A 21114-nucleotide genomic window follows, 5' to 3' on the forward strand; every position below is an offset into this window, starting at 1 on the left:
ATGGAACAACAGCATAATGTGTCTTTATTATGGCAAGATTGCCTAACATATTTTCAGGATAAAATCTCCGATGAAACCATTCGGATTTATCTGCGTGCGTTACAAGTCTCTTTAGAAAATAATGTGTTAATTCTTTATGCTGCAAATCAATTTACAATTAACCTGCTACAAGGGAATTATTTGTATGAAATTGAAGAAACAGTACGCCATTTTTCAGGTAATAATGAGCTGACAGTGCAATTTAAGCTCGGGTTAAAACCACAAGTTACTCAACCATCGGTTAATTCTACTGTATCTACGGAGCAGCTAGCCGCAACTCAGCCAAAGACAAAATATCATTCTAATTTATTACCACAGTATGTCTTTGAGAATTTTGTAAAGGGTAATTCTAATAAATTAGCTTTAGACATTGCTCAACAAGCAGCAAGTAAGCCCGGGGATAAAAACTCTAATCCATTGGTCATTTATGGTAGCTCAGGCTTAGGAAAAACGCATTTATTACACGCAATTGGTAATGAATTGGTTAGAAATAATCCTCATGCTCGGGTGGTCTATGTTTATGCGGAAGATTTTGTAAATAAATATATTACTTCCCTTCGCTCGGGTAAAATTGAGGAGTTTAAGAGGTTTTATCGTTCAGCTGATGCACTTTTAATTGATGATATTCAATTTTTTGGACGGAGTGAGGGAACGCAGGAAGAATTTTTCCATACCTTTAATCGTTTATTTGAAAATGGGCGTCAAATTGTTTTAGCCTCAGATCGTTACCCTAAAGAAATTGAGAAGCTAGAAGAGCGTTTAAAATCTCGTTTAGGTTGGGGATTAAATATCAGTATTAAATCTCCTAATTTAGAGACTCGGGTAGCGATTTTGATGAAAAAAGCGGAAGAACATAACTTCCATTTACCAGAAGATGTCGCTTTCTTTATTGGTAAACGTCTGAAAACTAATGTGCGAGAATTAGAAGGGGCGTTAAATAATGTGATTGCTTATGGTAATTTGACAGGGAAAGAGGTAACTATTGATTTTGTACGTGATGTCTTAAAAGATATGTTAGCATCACAGGATAAATTAGTGACTATTGAAAATATTCAAAAAACAGTTGCTGAGTATTATAAGATTCGAGTATCGGATTTGAAATCGAAAAGTCGAGCAAGATCTATTACTCGTCCACGTCAAATTGCAATGGCATTAGCAAAAGAATTAACTAACCGTAGTTTGCCTGAAATTGGTAAAGAGTTTGGCGATCGAGATCATACGACTGTGTTACATGCTTGTCGCACCATTGAGAGTTTATGTAAAGAAAATAATCAAATTCAAGAAGATTTTTCTAACTTAATTAGAACGTTATCACCTTAATTAAATTTGAGTAAAAAGGTATTTATATGCAATTTATTGTCGCTAGAGAAAACCTAGTAAAGCCACTACAACAAGTTTGTGGTGTATTAAGTTCTCGTCCAAATATTCCTGTATTAAATAACCTATTAGTTGAAGTAAAAGGTGAAAAGTTAAGCTTAACTGGAACTGATATGGAAGTAGAGCTTTCTACTCAAGTACAACTTGAATCAAGCTCAAGTGATGGTACTTTTACTATTCCAGCGAAAAAGTTTTTAGATATTTGTCGGACATTGCCCGATGATGCTCAAATCAAAGTTGATTATGATGAACAGCGGGTATTAGTAACCTCTGGTCGTAGTAAATTTAATCTAGCAACCTTACCAGCCAAAGATTATCCTATTTTGTTAGATTGGCAATCTCAAGTTGATTTTGTCCTTGAACAAACAACGCTACGCAGTCTGATTGAAGCAACACAATTTTCAATGGCGAATCAAGATGCACGTTATTTTCTCAATGGTATGAAGTTTGAAACTGAAGGTAATTTAGTACGTACTGTTGCAACTGATGGTCATCGTTTAGCTGTTTGTACGCTTGCATTAGAACAAGAGATGTTATCGCATGCGGTTATTGTGCCACGTAAAGGGGTATTGGAGTTACTTCGTTTACTTGATAACAATAGTGAAGCAGCGCATTTACACATAGGAACTAATCATATTCGTGTCCAATTTGGGAGCATTATTTTTACTTCAAAATTGATTGATGGACGTTTTCCTGATTATCGTAGAGTGTTACCTCGGAATGCGGATCGTATTTTAGAAGCTGATTGGGAAACATTAAAACAAGCTTGTGTACGTGCCGCAATTTTGTCAAATGAACGTTTTCGTGGAGTTCGTTTAACCCTCAATTCAAACCAATTAACGATTACAGCCAATAATCCTGAACAAGAAGAAGCTGAAGAGATCATTGATGTTGCCTATACAGGAGAAGCAATGGAAGTTGGCTTTAACGTCAGTTATATTTTAGATGTTTTAAATGCGTTAAAATGTAAGCAAGTGCGTATTCGCTTAACAGATTCGAGTTCTAGTTGTCTGATTGAAGATTGTGATGATGCTAGTGCTGAATATGTTATTATGCCTATGCGTTTATAATCTATTTAGCTGATTAGATGGCACTTTCTCGTTTAACTATCCAACATTTTCGTAATTTAGAAGCCGTAGATTTAGAATTGAATCTAGGCTTTAATTTTTTGGTTGGAAATAATGGCAGTGGTAAGACAAGCATTCTTGAAACGATTTTTTATTTAGGCCATGGGCGTTCATTTAAAAGTAATTTAGTGAATCGAATTATTAGCTATGATCAAACTGCCTTTACACTTTATGGACGTTTACAAGAGGCACAGCATAGTTGGTCGATTGGATTGCAAAAAAACCGTCAAGGAGAAACAACGGTTAAAATTAATGGTGAAGAGGGAAATAAAATCTCAGATCTTGCGCATTTATTACCAATGCAAATTATTAGCCCTGAAGGTTTAACCTTACTAAATGGTGGACCGAGTTACCGTCGAGCTTTTTTAGATTGGGGATTGTTCCATCATCAACCTACTTTTTATTCTGTGTGGGCAAATTTGCGTCGTTTGCTTAAGCAACGGAATGCAGCTCTACAACAAGCCCGTACTTACACAGATCTTATGATTTGGGATCAGGAGTTAGTCAAATTGGCTAACCAAGTGAGTGAATGGCGAGCTAAGTACGCTGAAGCGTTACGCCCTGAAATAGAAAAAACTTGTCAATTATTTCTGCCTGAAATCGAAATTAGTATTAGTTTTCAACAGGGTTGGGAAAAAAATCAAGATTATGCCGAATTATTAGCAATGAATTTTGAACGTGATCGTGCTATTGGCTATACCGTTTCAGGACCGCAAAAAGCAGATTTTAAATTTAAAGCGAATGGCTTACCTGCTGATGATATCCTCTCTCGGGGGCAATTAAAGTTATTAATGTGTGCGTTACGTCTGGCTCAAGGTGAATTTTTGATGGCAGAAAAGCAGCGACATTGTATTTTTTTAATTGATGATTTTGCTTCAGAATTAGATCAGAATAAACGTCAATTACTTGCTGAACGTTTACAACAAAATGGTTCTCAAGTCTTTGTTACCGCAATTACCACTCAACAACTGCAGCAAATGCCTTTAGATAAGGCTAATCTTTACCAGCTTCAACAAGGTAAGGTATTGAGAATTAGTTAGATCCTTTAAGAAGGAGAGTAGTGATTATTTAAAGGTATTTATTTCACTAGCTTGTAAATATTCAGTGGTATTTTGATAGCTTGATATAAAATTAAAAGGTTAAATAATTCAATTATTTAACCTTTTAATATCTGTGGTTGGATTAGACATTAAATCTAAAGTGCATTACATCACCATCTTGAACAATATAATCCTTACCTTCTAACCGCCATTTCCCTGCTTCTTTTGCACCAGCTTCTCCTTTGTATTGAATAAAATCGTCATAACCAACGACTTCGGCACGGATAAAGCCTTTTTCAAAATCAGTATGGATAACGGCTGCTGCTTTTGGTGCGGTTGCACCGACAGGAATAGTCCAAGCTCTGACTTCTTTCACACCAGCTGTGAAATAAGATTGTAGATTAAGTAATTTATAGCCTGCACGGATAACTCGGTTTAAGCCGGGTTCATCTAAGCCAAGTTCTTGTAAGAAATCCGTTTTTTCTTCGTCATCTAACTCAGCAATTTCAGATTCAATCGCAGCACAGACAGGTACAACGACAGCCCCTTCTTTTTCGGCTATTTCACGTACTTTGTCTAAGTAAGGATTATTTTCAAATCCATCTTCATTGACATTAGCGATATACATCGTTGGTTTTAGTGTTAGAAAATTATAGCCTTTAATTGCTTGTAATTCGTCTTTATCCAAATTAATTGAACGAATCATACCTGCATTGGATAATACAGGTAAGCATTTTTCCATAATAGATAGTTCAAATTTAGCCTCTTTATCTCCGCCTTTAGCACGTTTTTGTAAACGTTGGATTGCTTTTTCACAACTATCTAGGTCAGCTAATGCTAATTCAGTATTGATGATTTCAATATCTTCCAAAGGATCGATTTTTCCTGCAACATGAACAATATCATCATTTTCAAAACAGCGAACAACATGCCCAATAGCATCTGTTTCACGAATATTTGCGAGGAATTTATTTCCGAGTCCTTCACCAGTAGAAGCCCCTTTTACCAGACCTGCAATATCAACAAATTCAATGGTTGTTGGTAAAACACGTTGTGGTTTAACAATTTCAGCCAAAGCATCAAGACGTGGATCTGGCATAGGAACAACACCAGTATTTGGTTCAATTGTACAGAAAGGATAGTTTGCTGCTTCAATACCAGCTTTAGTTAATGCATTAAAAAGAGTCGATTTTCCTACATTAGGTAATCCGACTATGCCACATTTAAATCCCATATATTTTTCCTTTAATTAAATTTTAAAACTATTTAAGCGGTTCATTGCTTTGTTTATACCGTCTTTTAATAAGATTTCGATACAGTTTTCTGCTTCTGTTAAAGCTTGATTAATTTTTTGTTTTTCAAGTGGAGAAGGTTTATTTAAGACATAATTAGAGACGAGATTTCGATCTCCCGGATGCCCAATCCCAATACGTAAACGGTAGAAATTTTTATTATTACCAAGTTGGGTAATAATATCTTTTAAACCGTTATGTCCACCGTGCCCACCACTTAGTTTGAGTTTGACACACCCAGGTGGTAAATCTAATTCATCGTGTAGAACTAAGATTTGTTCAGGTTGGATACGATAAAAGGCGGCTAAGGCTCCAACAGCTTTCCCACTTAAATTCATAAAAGTCGTTGGCACTAAAAAGCGAATTTCTTGCCCTAGAATAGAAGTACGAGCTGTTTTACCAAAAAATTTGTTTTCATCTTTGAGGCTAAAGTTAAAACGCAAGGCTAATTGTTCAATGAGCCATTCTCCAGCATTATGACGGGTTTCTTCATATTTTGCACCGGGGTTACCCAAGCCTACAATAAGTTTAATTTCAGACATAAGTATTAGATGAAATAGGTAAAAAATGGCGATTATTTTAGCGAAAAAGCAAGGTTTACTCAATTAAAATCATTGATCGTAGATGCTACTTAAAGTCACAGTCAAATAGAAAACGTTATAGCGTGATAGAATATGTTGTAGTGGTACACAAAGGTTATTTATGATATAGAAAATATAATAAAAAAGGGATCGTCTGATCCCTTCTTTATATCTTATTGCTTCATTATTTGATAATTTTAGCAACAACACCCGCACCAACAGTACGTCCGCCTTCACGGATTGCAAAACGTAAACCTTGATCCATCGCAATTGGGTGGATTAAGCTTACAGTCATTTTGATGTTATCACCTGGCATTACCATCTCAACACCTTCTGGTAATTCAATCGTACCTGTTACGTCAGTTGTACGGAAATAGAATTGTGGACGGTAACCTTTGAAGAATGGGGTGTGACGACCACCTTCTTCTTTTGATAATACGTAAACTTCTGATTCAAAATCTGTGTGTGGTGTGATTGAACCCGGTTTCGCTAATACTTGACCACGTTCGATTTCTTCACGTTTTGTACCACGTAATAATGCACCAATGTTCTCACCTGCACGACCTTCGTCAAGTAATTTACGGAACATTTCTACACCTGTTACAGTAGTTTTTGTAGTTTCTTTGATACCAACGATTTCAACTTCATCACCCGTGCGGATAATACCACGCTCTACACGGCCTGTTACTACAGTACCACGACCTGAGATTGAGAACACGTCTTCAATTGGTAATAAGAATGGTTGGTCAATCGCACGCTCTGGCTCTGGAATGTAAGTGTCTAAGTGGTTTGCTAACTCAAGGATTTTTTCTTCCCACTCTGCTTCGCCTTCTAACGCTTTTAACGCTGAACCACGAACGATTGGGCAATCATCACCTGGGAAGTCATATTGAGAAAGAAGCTCACGTACTTCCATTTCAACTAACTCTAATAACTCTTCATCATCAACCATATCGCATTTATTTAAGAATACGATGATGTATGGTACACCTACTTGGCGACCTAATAAGATGTGCTCACGAGTTTGTGGCATAGGACCATCAGTTGCTGCTACTACTAAGATAGCACCATCCATTTGTGCTGCACCAGTAATCATGTTTTTTACATAGTCAGCGTGTCCTGGACAGTCAACGTGTGCATAGTGGCGAGTTTCGGTATCGTATTCAACGTGTGAAGTGTTGATGGTAATACCACGCGCTTTTTCTTCTGGTGCATTGTCAATTTGGTCAAATGCACGTGCAGCACCACCGTAGTGTTTTGCTAATACAGTAGTGATTGCTGCAGTTAAAGTTGTTTTTCCATGGTCAACGTGGCCGATTGTACCCACGTTAACGTGCGGTTTTGTACGTTCAAATTTTTCTTTAGACATTAGAAGTCCCTCTAAACAAACACGGTTATCGATGGTGCAAAGAATACCACATTAACCAAAGATAAAGAATAGGGTTGAATATAAAGTAGGGAAAAGAATGAATAAAAAGAAGTGGTGCTGATAGGCGGATTTGAACCGCCGACCTCACCCTTACCAAGGGTGCGCTCTACCGACTGAGCTATATCAGCGACTGGAGCGGGCAGCGGGAATCGAACCCGCATCATCAGCTTGGAAGGCTGAGGTAATAGCCATTATACGATGCCCGCGTTATAAACTCATCTGTCCCATCATATAAAATGGTGGAGGGAGAAGGATTCGAACCTTCGAAGGCTGAGCCGGCAGATTTACAGTCTGCTCCCTTTGGCCGCTCGGGAATCCCTCCACATTGACTTATCTTAGGAATGGTGCCGACTACCGGAATCGAACTGGTGACCTACTGATTACAAGTCAGTTGCTCTACCTACTGAGCTAAGTCGGCGTCCTAAGCAAGTGAGGCGTATTATAGGGAAGTTTTTTTTTCTGGCAAGCCTTTTTTTCAGAAAATTCTAAATTTTTTATTGTTAGCTTTTTTATTATACAAAAATAGGTTATTTTTCATTAAATTTACATTTAAATGCGGTTTTCTGTTTATTTTTCTGGCTTTTTACTATCTCTAAATTAGGGTTTATGCTAATTTTAGCCTTGTTTTTACCTTGCCTAAATTTATTTATAGTAAAAAAGAATAATAAAAATGATGACTTTAGCTAATAGAAAGAGTAGTACATTTACTCCTTTTTTAACTTTTGATCGAACTCAATGGTCAGAATTGCGTAAAGCAGTGCCATTAAAACTGACTGAACAAGACTTAAAACCCTTATTGAGTTTTAATGATGAATTATCATTATCTGAAGTTGGGGCTATTTATCTCCCTCTGGTTAGGTTATTGAACTACTATATCAGTGAAAATCTTCGTCGCCAGACTGTATTACATCGTTTTTTAGGTATAGATCAACCAAAAGCACCTTATATTATTAGCATTGCTGGTAGTGTTGCTGTGGGTAAGAGTACAACAGCTAGGATATTGCAGTCTTTGCTTTCTTGCTGGCCAGAAACAAGGAAAGTGGATTTAATTACAACAGATGGCTTTCTTTATCCTTTAGCGGTATTAAAAGAAAAAGGGTTATTAAGTAAGAAAGGTTTTCCAATTTCTTATGATGCGCAAGCATTGATTCAATTTGTTTCAAATGTAAAGTCAGGAAAACGTAATGTTAAAGTCCCGATTTATTCCCATTTAACTTATGATATTGTGCCAGATCAGTTTATTGAAGTTGATCAACCCGATATATTGATTTTAGAAGGATTGAATGTTTTACAACGGAATAATAGCCATAATACTTATGTTTCAGATTTTGTTGACTTCTCTATTTTTGTTGATGCCGATGAAACACTGCTGAGAAGTTGGTATATCAAACGTTTTCTTAAATTTAGAAGTAGTGCCTTTACAGATCCGAATTCCTATTTTCAACATTATTCTAAATTGTCAGAGTCAGAAGCGATCGAAATCGCCTCTCAGCTTTGGGATACTATCAATGGATGTAATTTGCGTGAGAATATTTTACCGACTAGAGAACGTGCTAACCTAATTTTGACTAAAGGTGAAGATCATTTAGTAAAAAATATTAGGCTTCGCAAGTAAAAGTAGTTAGATAAATATAGAAATAGTGAATTTTTTTAATTTATTTATGATTATTCTATTTGATGTTTATCAAAGCGAATTGTGATTATTTTTAGCTTACCTCTGAGCGGAAAGTTTTATTTTAGCTTTATTGAGTTAGGCTTATATTTCAGGTACACTATGCTCCCATCTTGATACATCGTATCGTCATCAAATTTTATCCCCTTTTTTATTGAAGATTTATAGGCTATTTATGTCAACCAATTATATTTTTGTAACAGGTGGTGTCGTTTCATCATTGGGTAAAGGTATTGCTGCTGCATCTATGGCAGCGATTTTAGAAGCACGTGGCTTAAATGTTACTATGATGAAATTAGATCCTTATATTAATGTTGATCCGGGAACGATGAGCCCTACCCAACACGGTGAGGTTTTTGTCACTCAAGATGGTGCGGAAACTGATTTAGATCTAGGACATTATGAGCGTTTTATTCGCACTAAAATGACTAAGCGTAATAACTTTACAACTGGTAAAATTTATTCAGAAGTGTTACGTAAAGAACGACGTGGTGATTATTTAGGTGCAACTATTCAAGTTATTCCCCATATTACTAATGAAATCAAAGCACGAGTGATTGATGGTGCTGCTGGATATGATGTTGCGATTGTTGAAGTAGGAGGAACAGTTGGTGATATTGAATCTTTACCATTTTTAGAGGCATTACGTCAGTTAGCTGTACAAGTTGGACGTGAAAAAACGTTATTTATGCACTTAACATTAGTGCCTTATATTGCAACAGCAGGTGAAGTTAAAACTAAACCAACCCAACACTCTGTAAAAGAATTATTATCGATCGGTATTCAACCTGATGTCTTAATTTGCCGTTCTGATCGGATTATTCCAGCGAATGAAAGAGCAAAAATTGCACTATTTTGTAATGTACCAGAAAGAGCGGTCATTTCATTAAAAGATGTGAATTCAATCTATCAGATCCCAGCCTTGTTAAAATCACAAGGTTTAGATAATTTTATCTGTCAGCGTTTTCATTTAGATTGCCCAGAAGCAGATTTATCAGAGTGGGAGAATGTTTTATATTGTGAAGCAAACCCTACTGGTGAAGTAACCATTGGTATGGTTGGAAAATATACTGAATTACCAGATGCTTATAAGTCTGTGAATGAAGCTCTAAAGCATGGTGGTTTAAAAAATCGTTTAGCGGTAAATATTAAGTATATTGATTCTCAAGATGTTGAGTCTAAAGGGACTGAAATTCTAGCGGGCGTTGATGCTATTTTAGTGCCGGGTGGATTTGGTACACGAGGAATAGAAGGAAAAATTAAAACTGCACAGTATGCTCGTGAGAATAATATTCCATATTTAGGCATCTGTTTAGGAATGCAGATTGCATTGATAGAATATGCACGTCATGTTGCAGGCTTGACGGAAGCGAGTTCTAGCGAATTTGATCCTAATTGTAGTCAACCAGTAGTTGGTTTGATTACCGAATGGCAAGATGCAGATGGTAATGTTGAAACACGCTCAAGTAAGTCCGATTTAGGCGGTACGATGCGATTAGGAGCACAAGAGTGCCATCTTATCGAAGGCAGTTTAGCTCGCCAATTATATCGACAAGAAACGATCGAAGAACGTCATCGCCATCGTTATGAAGTAAATAATAAATTACTTCCACAAATTGAGAAAGCAGGGTTAAAAGTAACGGGTTGGTCAACAGATAATAAATTAGTTGAGATTATTGAAGTCCCAACTCACCCTTGGTTTATTGCGTGTCAATTCCATCCAGAGTTTACTTCTACACCTAGAGATGGACATCCTTTGTTTGAAGGCTTTATTAAAGCTGCCTATGAACACCAAAAATTATTAAATAGATAATTATTGAAACAATAGTAATAAATAAAAACGCTTGTCGAAATTGACTAGCGTTTTTTTATTATGTCTTTATCTATCTTTTTAACTTTGCGTGTATTCGATAAAAAATAGACAGAAAATGCCATTTTTTATTCTATTTCACTAAAAATTTTGAATCATTTGTTAAAAATGAAATAAAATTTCATTTTTGTTTGTGATAACGCTCACAATTCTTTAATTGTGGTGTTTTACTTTTTTTGTTTTATGTTAAGTTATTCCACGAAAACAACCGTCAATTTACGTAATGATAGTAAAGTAAAACAATTATTTATAGGGAGTATTTTATGATTGGTTTTTTAAAACCAGCTCCAGCTAAGCCGGAGTTACCAGCGGATCAGATTGATCCAACATATAGACGTTTACGTTGGCAAGTATTCTTTGGGATTTTCTTTGGTTATGCTGCTTATTATTTTGTTAGAAGTAATTTCGATTTAGCACAAAGAGGCTTAATTGAAGCCGGATTATATAATAAAGCAGAATTAGGGATTATTGGTATTGCTCCAGGTTTAGCTTATGGCTTATCTAAATTTTTAATGGGTGCAGTATCAGACCGCTCTGGTCCGAAAAAATTCTTACCATTGGGCTTAGCGTTATCTGGCTTATGTATGACCTTGATGGGATTAATGCCTTGGGCAACATCAGGCATTTTAATTATGTTTGTAATGTTATTTCTTAATGGTTGGTTTCAAGGTATGGGGTGGCCACCGTGCGGACGTTCAATGGTATATTGGTGGTCAAAGAAAGAGCGTGGAACGATTGTATCTATTTGGAATACCGCTCATAACTTTGGGGGGATTGTACCGCCATTACTCGTTGGTTTAGCAAGTACCATCTATGCAGCAAACCACCCAGAAGTAACAAAAGTTACTTTCGGGCATGTATGGCAAGAAGCATTGTATTATCCGGGTATTGCTGCAATGATTGCATCCATAGTCGTCTTTTTCGTTATGAAAGACTCGCCTCAATCTTGTGGTTTACCACCAATTGAAGTTTACAAGAACGATTATCCTGAAGATTACGATGAAAAAACTAATGAAAAACCATTATCGACTAAAGAGATTTTTGTTACTTATGTGCTAAAAAATCGCTTATTATGGTATATCGCTATTGCAAATATTTTCGTGTACTTAATCCGTTATGGAATCTTGAAATGGTCGCCAGTTTATCTCGGTGAAGTCAAACATTTTAATATTAAAGCAACTGCTTCAGCTTATGGAATTTATGAATTTGCAGCAATTCCGGGTACTTTATTCTGTGGTTGGGTTTCAGATAAAATCTTTAAAGGAAGACGTGGTTTAACTGGTCTGGTCTTTATGGCATTAGTAACTGTTGCAGTGGCTATGTTCTGGTTAAACCCAGCAACACCAGCCTCAGAAATTGCGCATTATGAAACGTTACCTTGGTATCAAAACCCATATCAATTAATGGATTTCATTTATATGACCATCATAGGATTCTTAATTTATGGCCCTGTTATGTTGATTGGCTTACATGCACTTGAATTAGCACCGAAAAATGCAGCGGGTACAGCGGCAGGTTTTACTGGATTATTTGGTTATTTAGGTGGTTCTGTGGCTGCAAGTGCGATTATCGGTTGGGCGGCTGAGAAATATGGCTGGGACGGCGGTTTCTATATTATGATTGGTGGTTCGATCCTTGCATGTGTCTTATTATTAATCACTATGGTTGAAGAAGGTAAGCATAAAGCAAAACTCACTGACCATTACGGTAAATAAGAAATAAAAACATTAAGGCGAACAGAGGTTCGCCTTTTTATTTTCGTTAAATCATAACATAAGGAGTATTTATGTCATTGAGAACAATTTTATTAGTTTTAGCGACAACAACCTCATTAGGAGGGTGTATGTTGAATACATCAGGTGAAATTCAACAAAGAATAGTGATTGCTCATCGAGGAGCTAGTGGCTATTTACCAGAACATACCTTAGAAGCAAAAGCTCTTGCTGTTGGTATGGAGGCTGATTATCTTGAACAAGATTTAGTGATGACGAAAGATAATCGTTTAGTGGTTATTCACGATCATTTTCTTGATGGCTTAACTGATGTAGCACAGAAATTCCCGAAAAGACACCTTAAAGATGGCAGATATTATGTTATGGATTTTACTTTATCTGAAATTCAAAGTTTAAATATGACTGAGAATTTTAAAGTAGAGAATGGTAAGCAGAAACAGGTGTATCCTAATCGTTTTCCAATATGGAAATCGCATTTTAAAATTCATACATTTGAAGATGAATTAGAGTTTATTCAAGGATTAGAAAAATCGACTGGAAAACGTATTGGAATTTATCCAGAGATCAAAGCGCCGTGGCTACATCATCAGGAAGGTAAAGATATTGCATTTGCCACTTTACAAGTATTGAAAAAATATGGCTATACCAGTAAAAATGATCCTGTTTATCTACAAACTTTTGATTTTAATGAATTAAAACGGATTAAAACTGAATTAGAACCTCAGTTAGGTATGGATCTAAAATTAGTACAACTTATTGCTTATACAGATTGGCAAGAAACGAAAGAAAAAAATGCCAAAGGCGAGTGGGTGAATTATGATTATGATTGGTTTTTTACACCAGGTGCAATGAAAGAAGTGGCTAAATATGCTGATGGTGTAGGACCAGCGTGGTATATGTTAATTGATGATAAGGATTCAAAGAAAGGACATTTAAAATACACGCCAATGGTGGCTGATATTGCAAGCCAAAAACTAGCATTACATCCTTACACGGTACGAAAAGATGCTTTACCGAAGTTTGTTAATAATACCAATGAATTATTTGATGCCTTATTTAACCACGCAGGTGCAACAGGTGTTTTTACTGATTTTCCTGATTTAGCCGTAAAATTTTTAAAGGGTAATGGAGAAGGTAAAAAATAGTGGTTATTTAAGAGAGAAGCATACAGTTAGGCTATGATGGACTATTCCTTGATAGCCTTTGAAATGCTAGAATAGCCACATTTTTATTACTATTTTTTATCAAGAGATTTCAAGATGCGTACCAGTAAATATTTATTATCAACCCTTAAAGAAACCCCAAATGATGCTGAGATTACGAGTATTCAATTAATGTTACGAGCAGGTATGGTCAGAAAAGTGGCGGCAGGGCTATATACTTGGTTGCCAACGGGGTTGCGTGTATTACAGAAAGTTGAAAAAGTCGTTCGGGAAGAGATGAATAAAAGTGGTGCAATAGAAGTTTCTATGCCCGTAGTACAACCAGCCGATTTATGGCAGGAATCTCAACGTTGGGAGCAATATGGTCCAGAATTATTAAGAATTAAAGATCGAGGAGATCGTGATTTTGTATTAGGTCCCACTCACGAAGAAGTCATTACTGATTTAGCACGCCGTGAATTAACTTCATATAAACAGTTACCATTAAATTTATATCAAATCCAAACTAAATTCCGTGATGAAGTTCGTCCACGTTTCGGTGTAATGCGAGCAAGAGAGTTTTTGATGAAAGATGCTTATTCTTTCCATCTTACTCAAGAATCATTACAAGAAACTTATGATGTAATGTATCAAACCTATTGTAATATTTTTGATCGACTGGAGTTAGATTATCGCCCAGTACAAGCTGATACAGGGTCTATTGGTGGTAGTGCATCACACGAATTCCAAGTATTAGCTGCAAGTGGAGAAGATGATATTGTATTCTCTACGGAATCAGATTTTGCTGCTAATATTGAATTAGCGGAAGCCGTTGCATTAGGACAACGTACCACTGCAACAGAAACATTACGTTTAGTTGATACGCCAAAGGCGAAAACAATTTCAGATCTTGTTGAACAATTTAATCTACCAATCGAAAAAACTGTCAAAACATTAATTGTTCACGCAGCAAGGAATGAACAACAAACGACACCGCAATTAGTTGCTTTAGTTGTTCGAGGCGATCATGAATTAAATGAAGTTAAAGCGGAAAAATTACCACAGGTTGCTTCACCATTAACTTTTGCCACTGATGAAGAAATTCGTGCTGTTATTGGTGCAGGAACGGGGTCACTAGGACCAATCAATTTACCTATTCCAGTTATTATCGATCGTACAGTAGCCAATATGAGTGATTTTGTAACTGGTGCAAATGTAGATGGTAAGCATTACTTTGGGGTAAATTGGGAAAGAGATCTTGCTATTCCAACGGTTGTTGATTTACGTAATGTCGTTGAAGGCGATCCAAGTCCTTGCGGTAAAGGAACGTTACAGATTAAACGAGGTATTGAAGTTGGGCATATTTTCCAACTTGGTACAAAATATTCTGAAGCGATGAAAGCACAAATCCAAGGAGAAGATGGGCGGTTGCAAACAATGATTATGGGTTGTTATGGTATTGGCGTAAGTCGAGTAGTAGCAGCGGCAATTGAACAGAATCATGATGATCGAGGTATTATCTGGACAAAAGCACTTGCACCATTCCAAGTAGCGATTGTTCCGATGAATATGCACAAATCACCAGCGGTGCAACAATATGCTGAAGAGTTATATCAAAATTTAAACACGCAAGGGATTGAAGTTCTGTTTGATGATCGTAAAGAACGCCCGGGCGTTATGTTTGCTGATATGGAATTAATTGGTATTCCTCATATGATAGTTATCGGTGAGAAAAACCTAAATAATGGGGAAATCGAATATAAAAATCGCCGTACAGGTGAAAAATTAATGATAGCAAAAGATCAGCTACTTGATTTCATTGAAAAAATCATCGCTTAATCCCAAATGGTGTGTAAAATAAGAAAAATACTCGATTTTATCGAGTATTTTTTATTGCATTCCATTTATATTGCTGTCTTGTGCTTAGTCTAATAATTTTCTGACTTTTTTAATGACTTGTTCACTTGAAATCTGTTGCATTAAATTTGAACCTTTGGCTCTGATACCCCAAGCAAGTTGATTTGAAGGCTTAGCGTATTGTTGCTGAATATTTTGTTCATAAACTGAAATAACATTGTCTAGATCGTTATAAGGTCCAGTACGTAAGGGATTATGTATCGCATATAATCCAATAACAGGTGTTTTAGCGGCAGTGGCTAGGTGGGCTGCGGCGGAGTCAGGAGTTAAAACTAAATCAACTTGTTCAATCAACGCATAAAGCTGTAATAAGGTCGTTTTCCCCACACAGTTTGTTATTTTAACTCCACTTTTTTGCATAATTTGTTGGGCTATGTTTATTTCTCGCTCAGTTGGTGCACCAGCTAAAATGACGTGGTGTCCCTGTGTAACTGCATCACGAGCTACTTCAGCATATCCTTCCACCGTCCAGTCTTTACTACTTTTACTTGAGCAAGGGCAAATTAATAGATTTTTTTGATTAGGTTGTCGCCATTGTTGCACATATTGGCGATCTTGTTGGCTTGGATTAAGATGCCATTGTGGTGGTGTAGCGGGAATACCTAAAACAGGCAAGAATGCAAAAAAACCATCTAAAACATGCGGAGTGAGAGGATCTTCAATTTTACGATTAGTAAATAACCATTGTCCTTCTCTTGCTCGTTGTTTACCAAAACCAATTTTATATTGAGCTTTAATCCCAATAGAGAGCATAGAAGCACGAAAAGCAGTTTGCATATTGAGTAAAGCGTCAAAGTTTTGTGATCTTAATTGTTGCCAGATACGCCAAATGCCTTTCCAACCTGATTTTTTATCGTAAATAACAAAATGAATACCAGATACATTCTGCATAAGTTGATATTCTGTTTTACCAATAATCCAAGTAATTTGAGTTTGCGGCCACGCAGTTTTAATTTGTTCAACGACGGCGAGAACATGACAAACATCACCGATAGCGGAAAGACGGAGAATACAGATCGATTGTGGTGGTTGTTGGAAAAGAGGCATAGCTTTCTACCTGTAACATACTGAAATGGTCGTTATTTTAAAGTAAAATAGCGCAATTCTCACGGAGATTAAGCGAGATGATGACAAAAAAGATTGAATATTTATTTCAACCGCCTTTACAAGCAATCAAAGATGAGTGGTTTCAACCTGTTGCTTGGTATCTTAAAAATCGGGTGGTTGCTACTGCTAAGGGGAGAGGCGTTACTTGGTTTTTAGAGAGTCAAGATTTGTTTGGTATAAATGCTGTCTTACGCCATTATTATCGTGGCGGAATGGTCGGAAAATTTGTGAAGGATAGATATTATTTCCAACATTTAGAGATGACCCGAAGTTTTGCTGAGTTTCGTCTTTTACAATATTTATACCAACAAGGTTTACCAGTACCTTATCCTATTGCAGCAAGAGTGATCAAGCAAGGGTGCTTTTATCAAGCAGATATTTTATTGCAACGGATAGAAAATGCACAAGATCTGACCAAAGTTTTACAGCAAGCACCACTGAGAAAAGATGTTTGGTATCAAATTGGACAACTGATTCATCAGTTACACCACCATCAAGTTTGCCATACTGATCTCAATGCGCATAATATTTTATTGCAACAACAAGATAAGATGATAAAGTTATGGTTAATTGATTTTGATAAATGTCGTATCCGTCAAGGCGAGAAGTGGAAAGCTGAAAACTTAGCGAGATTACACCGTTCGTTCCATAAAGAAGCTAAACGAATGCAGATTCACTTTGACAATGCGGATTGGCAACAGTTATTAAAGGGGTATTATGCCTAATATCAATTTTCTCTTTGTTGTAAAGCAGTAGCTACGGGGGCTGGCACTAAGCTACTTACATCACCACGATGTAAGACAATTTCACGAATCATTGTTGATGATAGATAAGCCCATTTAGCAGAAGGCGGAAAGAATAAACTTTCTACGCCTTTACTTAAAAGTCGGTTTAATTGAGCGAGTTGTACTTCATACTCAAAATCAGCAACGGTTCTTACCCCACGAATAATTCCACTGAATTGGCGTTCTTTAAGTAAATCGGCGAGCAAGCCATTAAAGCCCTCGACTTTTACATTGCTGAAATCAGCTACACTTTGTTCAACCAATTTTACTCTTTCGGCTAAACTAAACATCGGTTTTTTAGATGGGTTTTCTGCAACTGCAACTAGTACTTGTGGAAAAAGAGCTGAGGCTCGCTGGATAATATCCAGATGACCATAAGTAATAGGATCAAATGTACCGGGATAAATGACTGTTTTAACAGAAGATTGTAAGGTCATATTGTTGTCTCTTTTACTGGTAAGTAAGTTGCAATTAAGTTTAATGTACGTTGAACTGCACCTCGTTGCTGAGTTAGCAGCGAAAAATTTGCTTGCCCTAAACGTTGTCGTTGTGCCTTGGAAGTAAGAAGTAGAGTAACAGCCGTTATTAATTCTGTCGTTGCTTGTTTTGCTTGAGTAGTATCAGACTTAATGCGGATTACTCCTTCCATTTGATCTAAAGCGGTAAAAATCTCAGGAAAATTAAACGTATGCGAACCGCTAATAATCGGTAATTGCCAGATTGCCGCTTCTAAAGGATTATGCCCTCCACGAGGTACTAAGCTACCACCGATAAAAGCAAAATCTGCCATACCATAAAATAAAGGGACTTCTCCCATCGTATCGACTAATACCACTTGGGTTTTAGTCTGAGGCGGTTGTTGACTTGAACGAGTAACATAGTGAAGTGAAGTAGCCTTAATTAATTGCTCTACTTCAGCAAAGCGTTCAGAATGGCGAGGGATAATAATTAATAATAGATCAGGAAAATTAACCAATATCTGCTGAAAAGCTTTTAGAATTAATTGCTCTTCACCTGAATGAGTACTGGCAACAACCCAACACGGACGAAAGCCTGTTTGATTTGATAGCCACTGTTGTTTTAATCTTTGGCTAGCAGTAATTAACGTAGGATCAAGGTATAGATCGTATTTAAGATTACCACTACAGCTTAACTGTTTTGGTGGATAACCTAGACTTAAAAAACGTTCTGCACTAATTTGATCTTGTGCCGAAATGTGCGTTATTCCTTGCCATAATGACAACATAAATGAACGAATTTTGGCATAACGGGTGGTAGAACGAGCGGATAAACGTGCATTGATCAAAAGGGTTGGAATTTGACGCTGTTGTAATGCGGTAATTAAATTTGCCCATAATTCAGTTTCAATGATTAAAAAAAGTTGCGGTTGTAACTGATCTAAAAAACGTCGTACCGCCCCTAATAAGTCAAAGGGTAAATAGCAATGATTGACTTGATCTCCGAAGATTGTCTTTACTCGATCTGAACCTGTTGGTGTGAAGGTGGTGATAGTTAAAGGTAAGGTTGGGTATTGTTGTCGTAATGCTTTAATTAAAGGTGCCGCCGCCATCACTTCACCAACTGAAGCAGCGTGCAAAATAAGTCCATTTTTAGCGGCAGCAGGGATATTTTGATAAAAGCCATAGCGTTCTGTTAATCGAGAACGATACTTTTGCTCTTTTAAGCTACGATAAGCAAAAAACAGCAAAATTAAAGGTTGGGCTAGATAGAGTAAAAGGGTATAAATACAACGCAACATTATTAATCTATTTGTTCTCTTGTAGTTGTTCAATGCCGTTTTGACAACGAATAATTTTTTGTTCAATGGCGGCTTTTAAGCGTTGATCATTGTCTGGTAAAGCATCACGTTGAGCTTCGTGATGATAGAGATGGTAAGCGATCGCTGCAAAGCGAATATCACGTCGTTTAACTCCAGCATTAAATAGACGGGCAACAAATTCGCTGTCTTCTCGCCCCCAGCCAACAAAATCATTGTTGAAGCCATTGATAGCTAAGGCATCTTGTCGGAAAAATCCCATATTACAACCACGAATACCTTTATAGTAATCAGATTTTTCTTGATGCAATAACATATTTAACCAAGGTAAATGACAAGCCGATAAACGTTTTTCAAACCGTTTTTCAATCCCTTTTTGATACCATTTGATTTGTTGATAGTTAAGTGGATTTTGTAGAATCTCGGCTGTTTTTTCAGCAGGGAGAACGACTCGCCCACCTTGAATAAAGACATTTTTTTTAGCTGCACGTTTATGATCTGCAATAAATTGAGGGTGCATCACCATATCACCATCAATAACAACGATATAATCAGCAGTAGCTTGTGCTAATGCACGATTACGAGATTCAGCTAATTTAAAGCCATCATCTGTTTGCCAACTATGAATGAGAGGAACGGGAAAATTGGCTTGAAATTGTTGAATTACCGCAGCCGTTTCTTGGGTTGAGCCATCATCAGCGATGATTACTTGTTGTGGCAATTCAGTTTGAACGAGAACAGATTGTAAAACAGCACTTAAGGCATCTGGACGATTGTAAGTTGTAATAATCAAAGAAACGGTTAAACGATCGTTTGCTTCGGCAAGTTTTACATATTTATAGTATGATCCCATTGCATTTGCACAAGAAATGACAAATCCATCACGCCCATCAAGGATTCCTTTTTTCAGAAAATAGTGCTTAATAAAAGAAGATAACCCGTGGCTAATAGCACTTAAAATAGAGGTCTTTTTCTGAAATTTATGCTGTTCAGCAAAGAGGGTAGTATATTGCTGCATTTTTTGAATCAGACTTTCTGCACCATCGAATGAATAATGTAAAAAAGCGTTATTTAAACGAATTGTTGTAACATTGTCTGGTAATAGTAATGATTCATGGACTTGTTTAAGGTTGAAACGCACAACAGTTCGGTTATAAAGTCGATGAACATAGTCAGGATACCAGCCACAAGTTTTGATTATCTTACCTCGATAATGATTTAAACGTAATAATGCAAAAACTCTATTGGTCTGAGTTAAATCAAGCTGTTTTAATTCCTCAATTAATGCGGAAGGCAATACTTCATCGCTATCAATATTTAGAATCCAATCGTGTTTTGCATACTCAGCAGCAAGATTTTTTAATGGCCCAAATCCAATAAATGGAGAATGTTTAATTACAACATTGTCAAACTGACGTGCAATCTCAAGGGTATGATCAGTTGAACCATTATCTAAGAGTAAAATTTCATCAAAATCATTTAGGGCATTGAGTACCTGTTCAAGATATTTAGCTGAATTTTTTACTAACATAGTAACACTAATGGGTAATTTAGTATTCATTGATTATCCTTGCGATTGAAGAGAATGACAAATATGAAAAACCCCAGAATCAAAGATTATGGGGTTGTATAAGTGAGTTTTATTTAACTCGGGAAACGTATTCACCAGAACGTGTATCAACTTTGATAACTTCACCGATTTGGACGAATAAAGGAACACGAACTACCGCACCAGTGCTAAGTGTTGCTGGTTTACCACCTGTACCAGCGGTATCACCTTTAAGACCGGGATCGGTATCAACAACTTCTAATTCAACAAAGTTAGGTGGGGTAACACTAATAGGTGTGCCATTCCATAAAGTAACAATACAATCCGCTTGATCTAGTAACCATTTATCACTATCACCAACTGCTTTCGCATCAGCTGCTAATTGTTCAAAGGTTTCATTGTTCATGAAATGCCAGAATTCTTCATCTTTATATAAGAAAGTTAGATTTGTATCCATTACATCAGCAGCTTCAACCGTTGAACCAGATTTGAAGGTAACATCTAATACTTTGCCTGAAATCAGTTTACGAATACGAGTCCGTGTAAAAGCTTGACCTTTTCCCGGTTTAACAAATTCATTTTCAATGATGACACAAGGTTCACCATCTTGCATAAATTTAAGACCTGGTTTGAAATCACTGGTAGAATATGACGCCATAAAAAACCTCAATTATTAA

The 21114-nt window shown here is 36.6% G+C and carries 17 protein-coding genes and 4 tRNA genes; 9 read left to right on the top strand and 12 right to left on the bottom strand.

What is annotated here, in order from left to right; genetic code table 11:
* Genes dnaA through recF form a run of 3 tightly spaced genes read left to right on the top strand, consistent with a single transcriptional unit; the run spans position 1 to position 3583 of the window.
* Entirely contained in the window at positions 1-1359 is a 1359-nt protein-coding gene (dnaA, locus tag CEP47_RS00005; protein WP_261919989.1) for a chromosomal replication initiator protein DnaA, read from the top strand.
* A gap of 26 nt (positions 1360-1385) precedes the next feature.
* Positions 1386-2486, top strand: coding sequence for a DNA polymerase III subunit beta (gene dnaN, locus CEP47_RS00010; RefSeq protein WP_261919988.1), 1101 nt, complete (start codon positions 1386-1388; stop codon positions 2484-2486).
* A gap of 17 nt (positions 2487-2503) precedes the next feature.
* Complete coding sequence (recF, locus tag CEP47_RS00015; RefSeq protein ID WP_261919987.1) at positions 2504-3583, top strand: DNA replication/repair protein RecF; 1080 nt, start codon at positions 2504-2506, stop codon at positions 3581-3583.
* Positions 3584-3725: 142 nt separating this feature from the next.
* On the opposite strand, the gene ychF is transcribed toward recF, so the two are convergent.
* The 7 genes from ychF to CEP47_RS00050 form a co-directional block, all read right to left on the bottom strand.
* Positions 3726-4817 carry a redox-regulated ATPase YchF gene (ychF, locus tag CEP47_RS00020; protein ID WP_261919986.1) on the bottom strand — a complete coding sequence of 364 codons (1092 nt, stop codon included), beginning with the start codon at positions 4815-4817 and terminating at the stop codon, positions 3726-3728.
* A gap of 15 nt (positions 4818-4832) precedes the next feature.
* Positions 4833-5417, bottom strand: a complete 585-nt coding sequence (gene pth, locus CEP47_RS00025; protein WP_261919985.1) for an aminoacyl-tRNA hydrolase — start codon at positions 5415-5417, stop codon at positions 4833-4835.
* A 223-nt stretch (positions 5418-5640) separates the two neighbouring features.
* Positions 5641-6825, bottom strand: coding sequence for an elongation factor Tu (tuf, locus tag CEP47_RS00030; RefSeq protein ID WP_261919790.1), 1185 nt, complete (start codon positions 6823-6825; stop codon positions 5641-5643).
* 112 nt (positions 6826-6937) lie between these two features.
* Positions 6938-7013, bottom strand: a tRNA-Thr gene (locus tag CEP47_RS00035).
* Positions 7014-7016: 3 nt separating this feature from the next.
* Positions 7017-7091, bottom strand: a tRNA-Gly gene (locus CEP47_RS00040).
* A 31-nt stretch (positions 7092-7122) separates the two neighbouring features.
* Positions 7123-7207, bottom strand: a tRNA-Tyr gene (locus CEP47_RS00045).
* 20 nt (positions 7208-7227) lie between these two features.
* Positions 7228-7303, bottom strand: a tRNA-Thr gene (locus tag CEP47_RS00050).
* Positions 7304-7558: 255 nt separating this feature from the next.
* Between CEP47_RS00050 and coaA the strand changes: the two genes are divergently transcribed.
* The 5 genes from coaA (at position 7559) to proS (ending at position 15141) form a co-directional block, all read left to right on the top strand.
* Positions 7559-8500, top strand: coding sequence for a type I pantothenate kinase (gene coaA, locus CEP47_RS00055; RefSeq protein ID WP_261921030.1), 942 nt, complete (start codon positions 7559-7561; stop codon positions 8498-8500).
* 232 nt (positions 8501-8732) lie between these two features.
* Positions 8733-10370: a glutamine hydrolyzing CTP synthase gene (pyrG, locus tag CEP47_RS00060; protein WP_261919984.1), complete on the top strand. Its 1638-nt coding sequence runs from the start codon at positions 8733-8735 to the stop codon at positions 10368-10370.
* Positions 10371-10690: 320 nt separating this feature from the next.
* Positions 10691-12142: a glycerol-3-phosphate transporter gene (glpT, locus tag CEP47_RS00065; RefSeq protein WP_265482653.1), complete on the top strand. Its 1452-nt coding sequence runs from the start codon at positions 10691-10693 to the stop codon at positions 12140-12142.
* Positions 12143-12213: 71 nt separating this feature from the next.
* Complete coding sequence (glpQ, locus tag CEP47_RS00070) at positions 12214-13305, top strand: glycerophosphodiester phosphodiesterase (RefSeq protein ID WP_261919983.1); 1092 nt, start codon at positions 12214-12216, stop codon at positions 13303-13305.
* A gap of 114 nt (positions 13306-13419) precedes the next feature.
* The gene (gene proS, locus CEP47_RS00075; protein WP_261919982.1) at positions 13420-15141 is read left to right on the top strand and encodes a proline--tRNA ligase; all 1722 of its coding nucleotides are present in this window, start codon (positions 13420-13422) and stop codon (positions 15139-15141) included.
* Between the two features lie 84 nt (positions 15142-15225).
* Here the strand turns inward: proS and CEP47_RS00080 are convergent, their stop codons facing one another.
* Positions 15226-16266, bottom strand: a complete 1041-nt coding sequence (locus CEP47_RS00080) for a glycosyltransferase family 9 protein (protein WP_261919981.1) — start codon at positions 16264-16266, stop codon at positions 15226-15228.
* Positions 16267-16343: 77 nt separating this feature from the next.
* Here CEP47_RS00080 and CEP47_RS00085 point away from each other — a divergent pair, with 77 nt between their 5' ends.
* Positions 16344-17051, top strand: coding sequence for a 3-deoxy-D-manno-octulosonic acid kinase (locus tag CEP47_RS00085; RefSeq protein ID WP_261919980.1), 708 nt, complete (start codon positions 16344-16346; stop codon positions 17049-17051).
* A 2-nt stretch (positions 17052-17053) separates the two neighbouring features.
* On the opposite strand, the gene coaD is transcribed toward CEP47_RS00085, so the two are convergent.
* From coaD to efp, 4 genes are all read right to left on the bottom strand, one after another.
* The gene (coaD, locus tag CEP47_RS00090) at positions 17054-17548 is read right to left on the bottom strand and encodes a pantetheine-phosphate adenylyltransferase (protein WP_261919979.1); all 495 of its coding nucleotides are present in this window, start codon (positions 17546-17548) and stop codon (positions 17054-17056) included.
* Entirely contained in the window at positions 17545-18870 is a 1326-nt protein-coding gene (gene waaA, locus CEP47_RS00095; protein ID WP_261919978.1) for a lipid IV(A) 3-deoxy-D-manno-octulosonic acid transferase, read from the bottom strand. Before waaA ends, coaD begins: the two co-directional genes overlap by 4 nt.
* 7 nt (positions 18871-18877) lie before the next feature.
* Positions 18878-20449, bottom strand: a complete 1572-nt coding sequence (locus tag CEP47_RS00100) for a glycosyltransferase family 2 protein (RefSeq protein ID WP_261919977.1) — start codon at positions 20447-20449, stop codon at positions 18878-18880.
* A gap of 79 nt (positions 20450-20528) precedes the next feature.
* Positions 20529-21095 carry an elongation factor P gene (efp, locus tag CEP47_RS00105; RefSeq protein ID WP_261919976.1) on the bottom strand — a complete coding sequence of 189 codons (567 nt, stop codon included), beginning with the start codon at positions 21093-21095 and terminating at the stop codon, positions 20529-20531.
* Positions 21096-21114 lie beyond the last annotated feature (19 nt).

Origin of the sequence: Mergibacter septicus, from assembly GCF_003265225.1 — a bacterium.
GTDB classification, from domain to species: Bacteria; Pseudomonadota; Gammaproteobacteria; order Enterobacterales; family Pasteurellaceae; genus Mergibacter; species Mergibacter septicus.

Excerpts from the sequence above, each read along its gene's own strand:
- dnaA (WP_261919989.1), top strand. The coding sequence starts at position 1 with ATGGAACAACAGCATAATGTGTCTTTATTATGGCAAGATTGCCTAACA.
- dnaN (WP_261919988.1), top strand. The coding sequence starts at position 1,386 with ATGCAATTTATTGTCGCTAGAGAAAACCTAGTAAAGCCACTACAACAA.
- recF (WP_261919987.1), top strand. The coding sequence starts at position 2,504 with ATGGCACTTTCTCGTTTAACTATCCAACATTTTCGTAATTTAGAAGCC.
- ychF (WP_261919986.1), bottom strand. The coding sequence starts at position 4,817 with ATGGGATTTAAATGTGGCATAGTCGGATTACCTAATGTAGGAAAATCG.
- pth (WP_261919985.1), bottom strand. The coding sequence starts at position 5,417 with ATGTCTGAAATTAAACTTATTGTAGGCTTGGGTAACCCCGGTGCAAAA.
- tuf (WP_261919790.1), bottom strand. The coding sequence starts at position 6,825 with ATGTCTAAAGAAAAATTTGAACGTACAAAACCGCACGTTAACGTGGGT.
- coaA (WP_261921030.1), top strand. The coding sequence starts at position 7,559 with ATGACTTTAGCTAATAGAAAGAGTAGTACATTTACTCCTTTTTTAACT.
- pyrG (WP_261919984.1), top strand. The coding sequence starts at position 8,733 with ATGTCAACCAATTATATTTTTGTAACAGGTGGTGTCGTTTCATCATTG.
- glpT (WP_265482653.1), top strand. The coding sequence starts at position 10,691 with ATGATTGGTTTTTTAAAACCAGCTCCAGCTAAGCCGGAGTTACCAGCG.
- glpQ (WP_261919983.1), top strand. The coding sequence starts at position 12,214 with ATGTCATTGAGAACAATTTTATTAGTTTTAGCGACAACAACCTCATTA.
- proS (WP_261919982.1), top strand. The coding sequence starts at position 13,420 with ATGCGTACCAGTAAATATTTATTATCAACCCTTAAAGAAACCCCAAAT.
- CEP47_RS00080 (WP_261919981.1), bottom strand. The coding sequence starts at position 16,266 with ATGCCTCTTTTCCAACAACCACCACAATCGATCTGTATTCTCCGTCTT.
- CEP47_RS00085 (WP_261919980.1), top strand. The coding sequence starts at position 16,344 with ATGATGACAAAAAAGATTGAATATTTATTTCAACCGCCTTTACAAGCA.
- coaD (WP_261919979.1), bottom strand. The coding sequence starts at position 17,548 with ATGACCTTACAATCTTCTGTTAAAACAGTCATTTATCCCGGTACATTT.
- waaA (WP_261919978.1), bottom strand. The coding sequence starts at position 18,870 with ATGTTGCGTTGTATTTATACCCTTTTACTCTATCTAGCCCAACCTTTA.
- CEP47_RS00100 (WP_261919977.1), bottom strand. The coding sequence starts at position 20,449 with ATGAATACTAAATTACCCATTAGTGTTACTATGTTAGTAAAAAATTCA.
- efp (WP_261919976.1), bottom strand. The coding sequence starts at position 21,095 with ATGGCGTCATATTCTACCAGTGATTTCAAACCAGGTCTTAAATTTATG.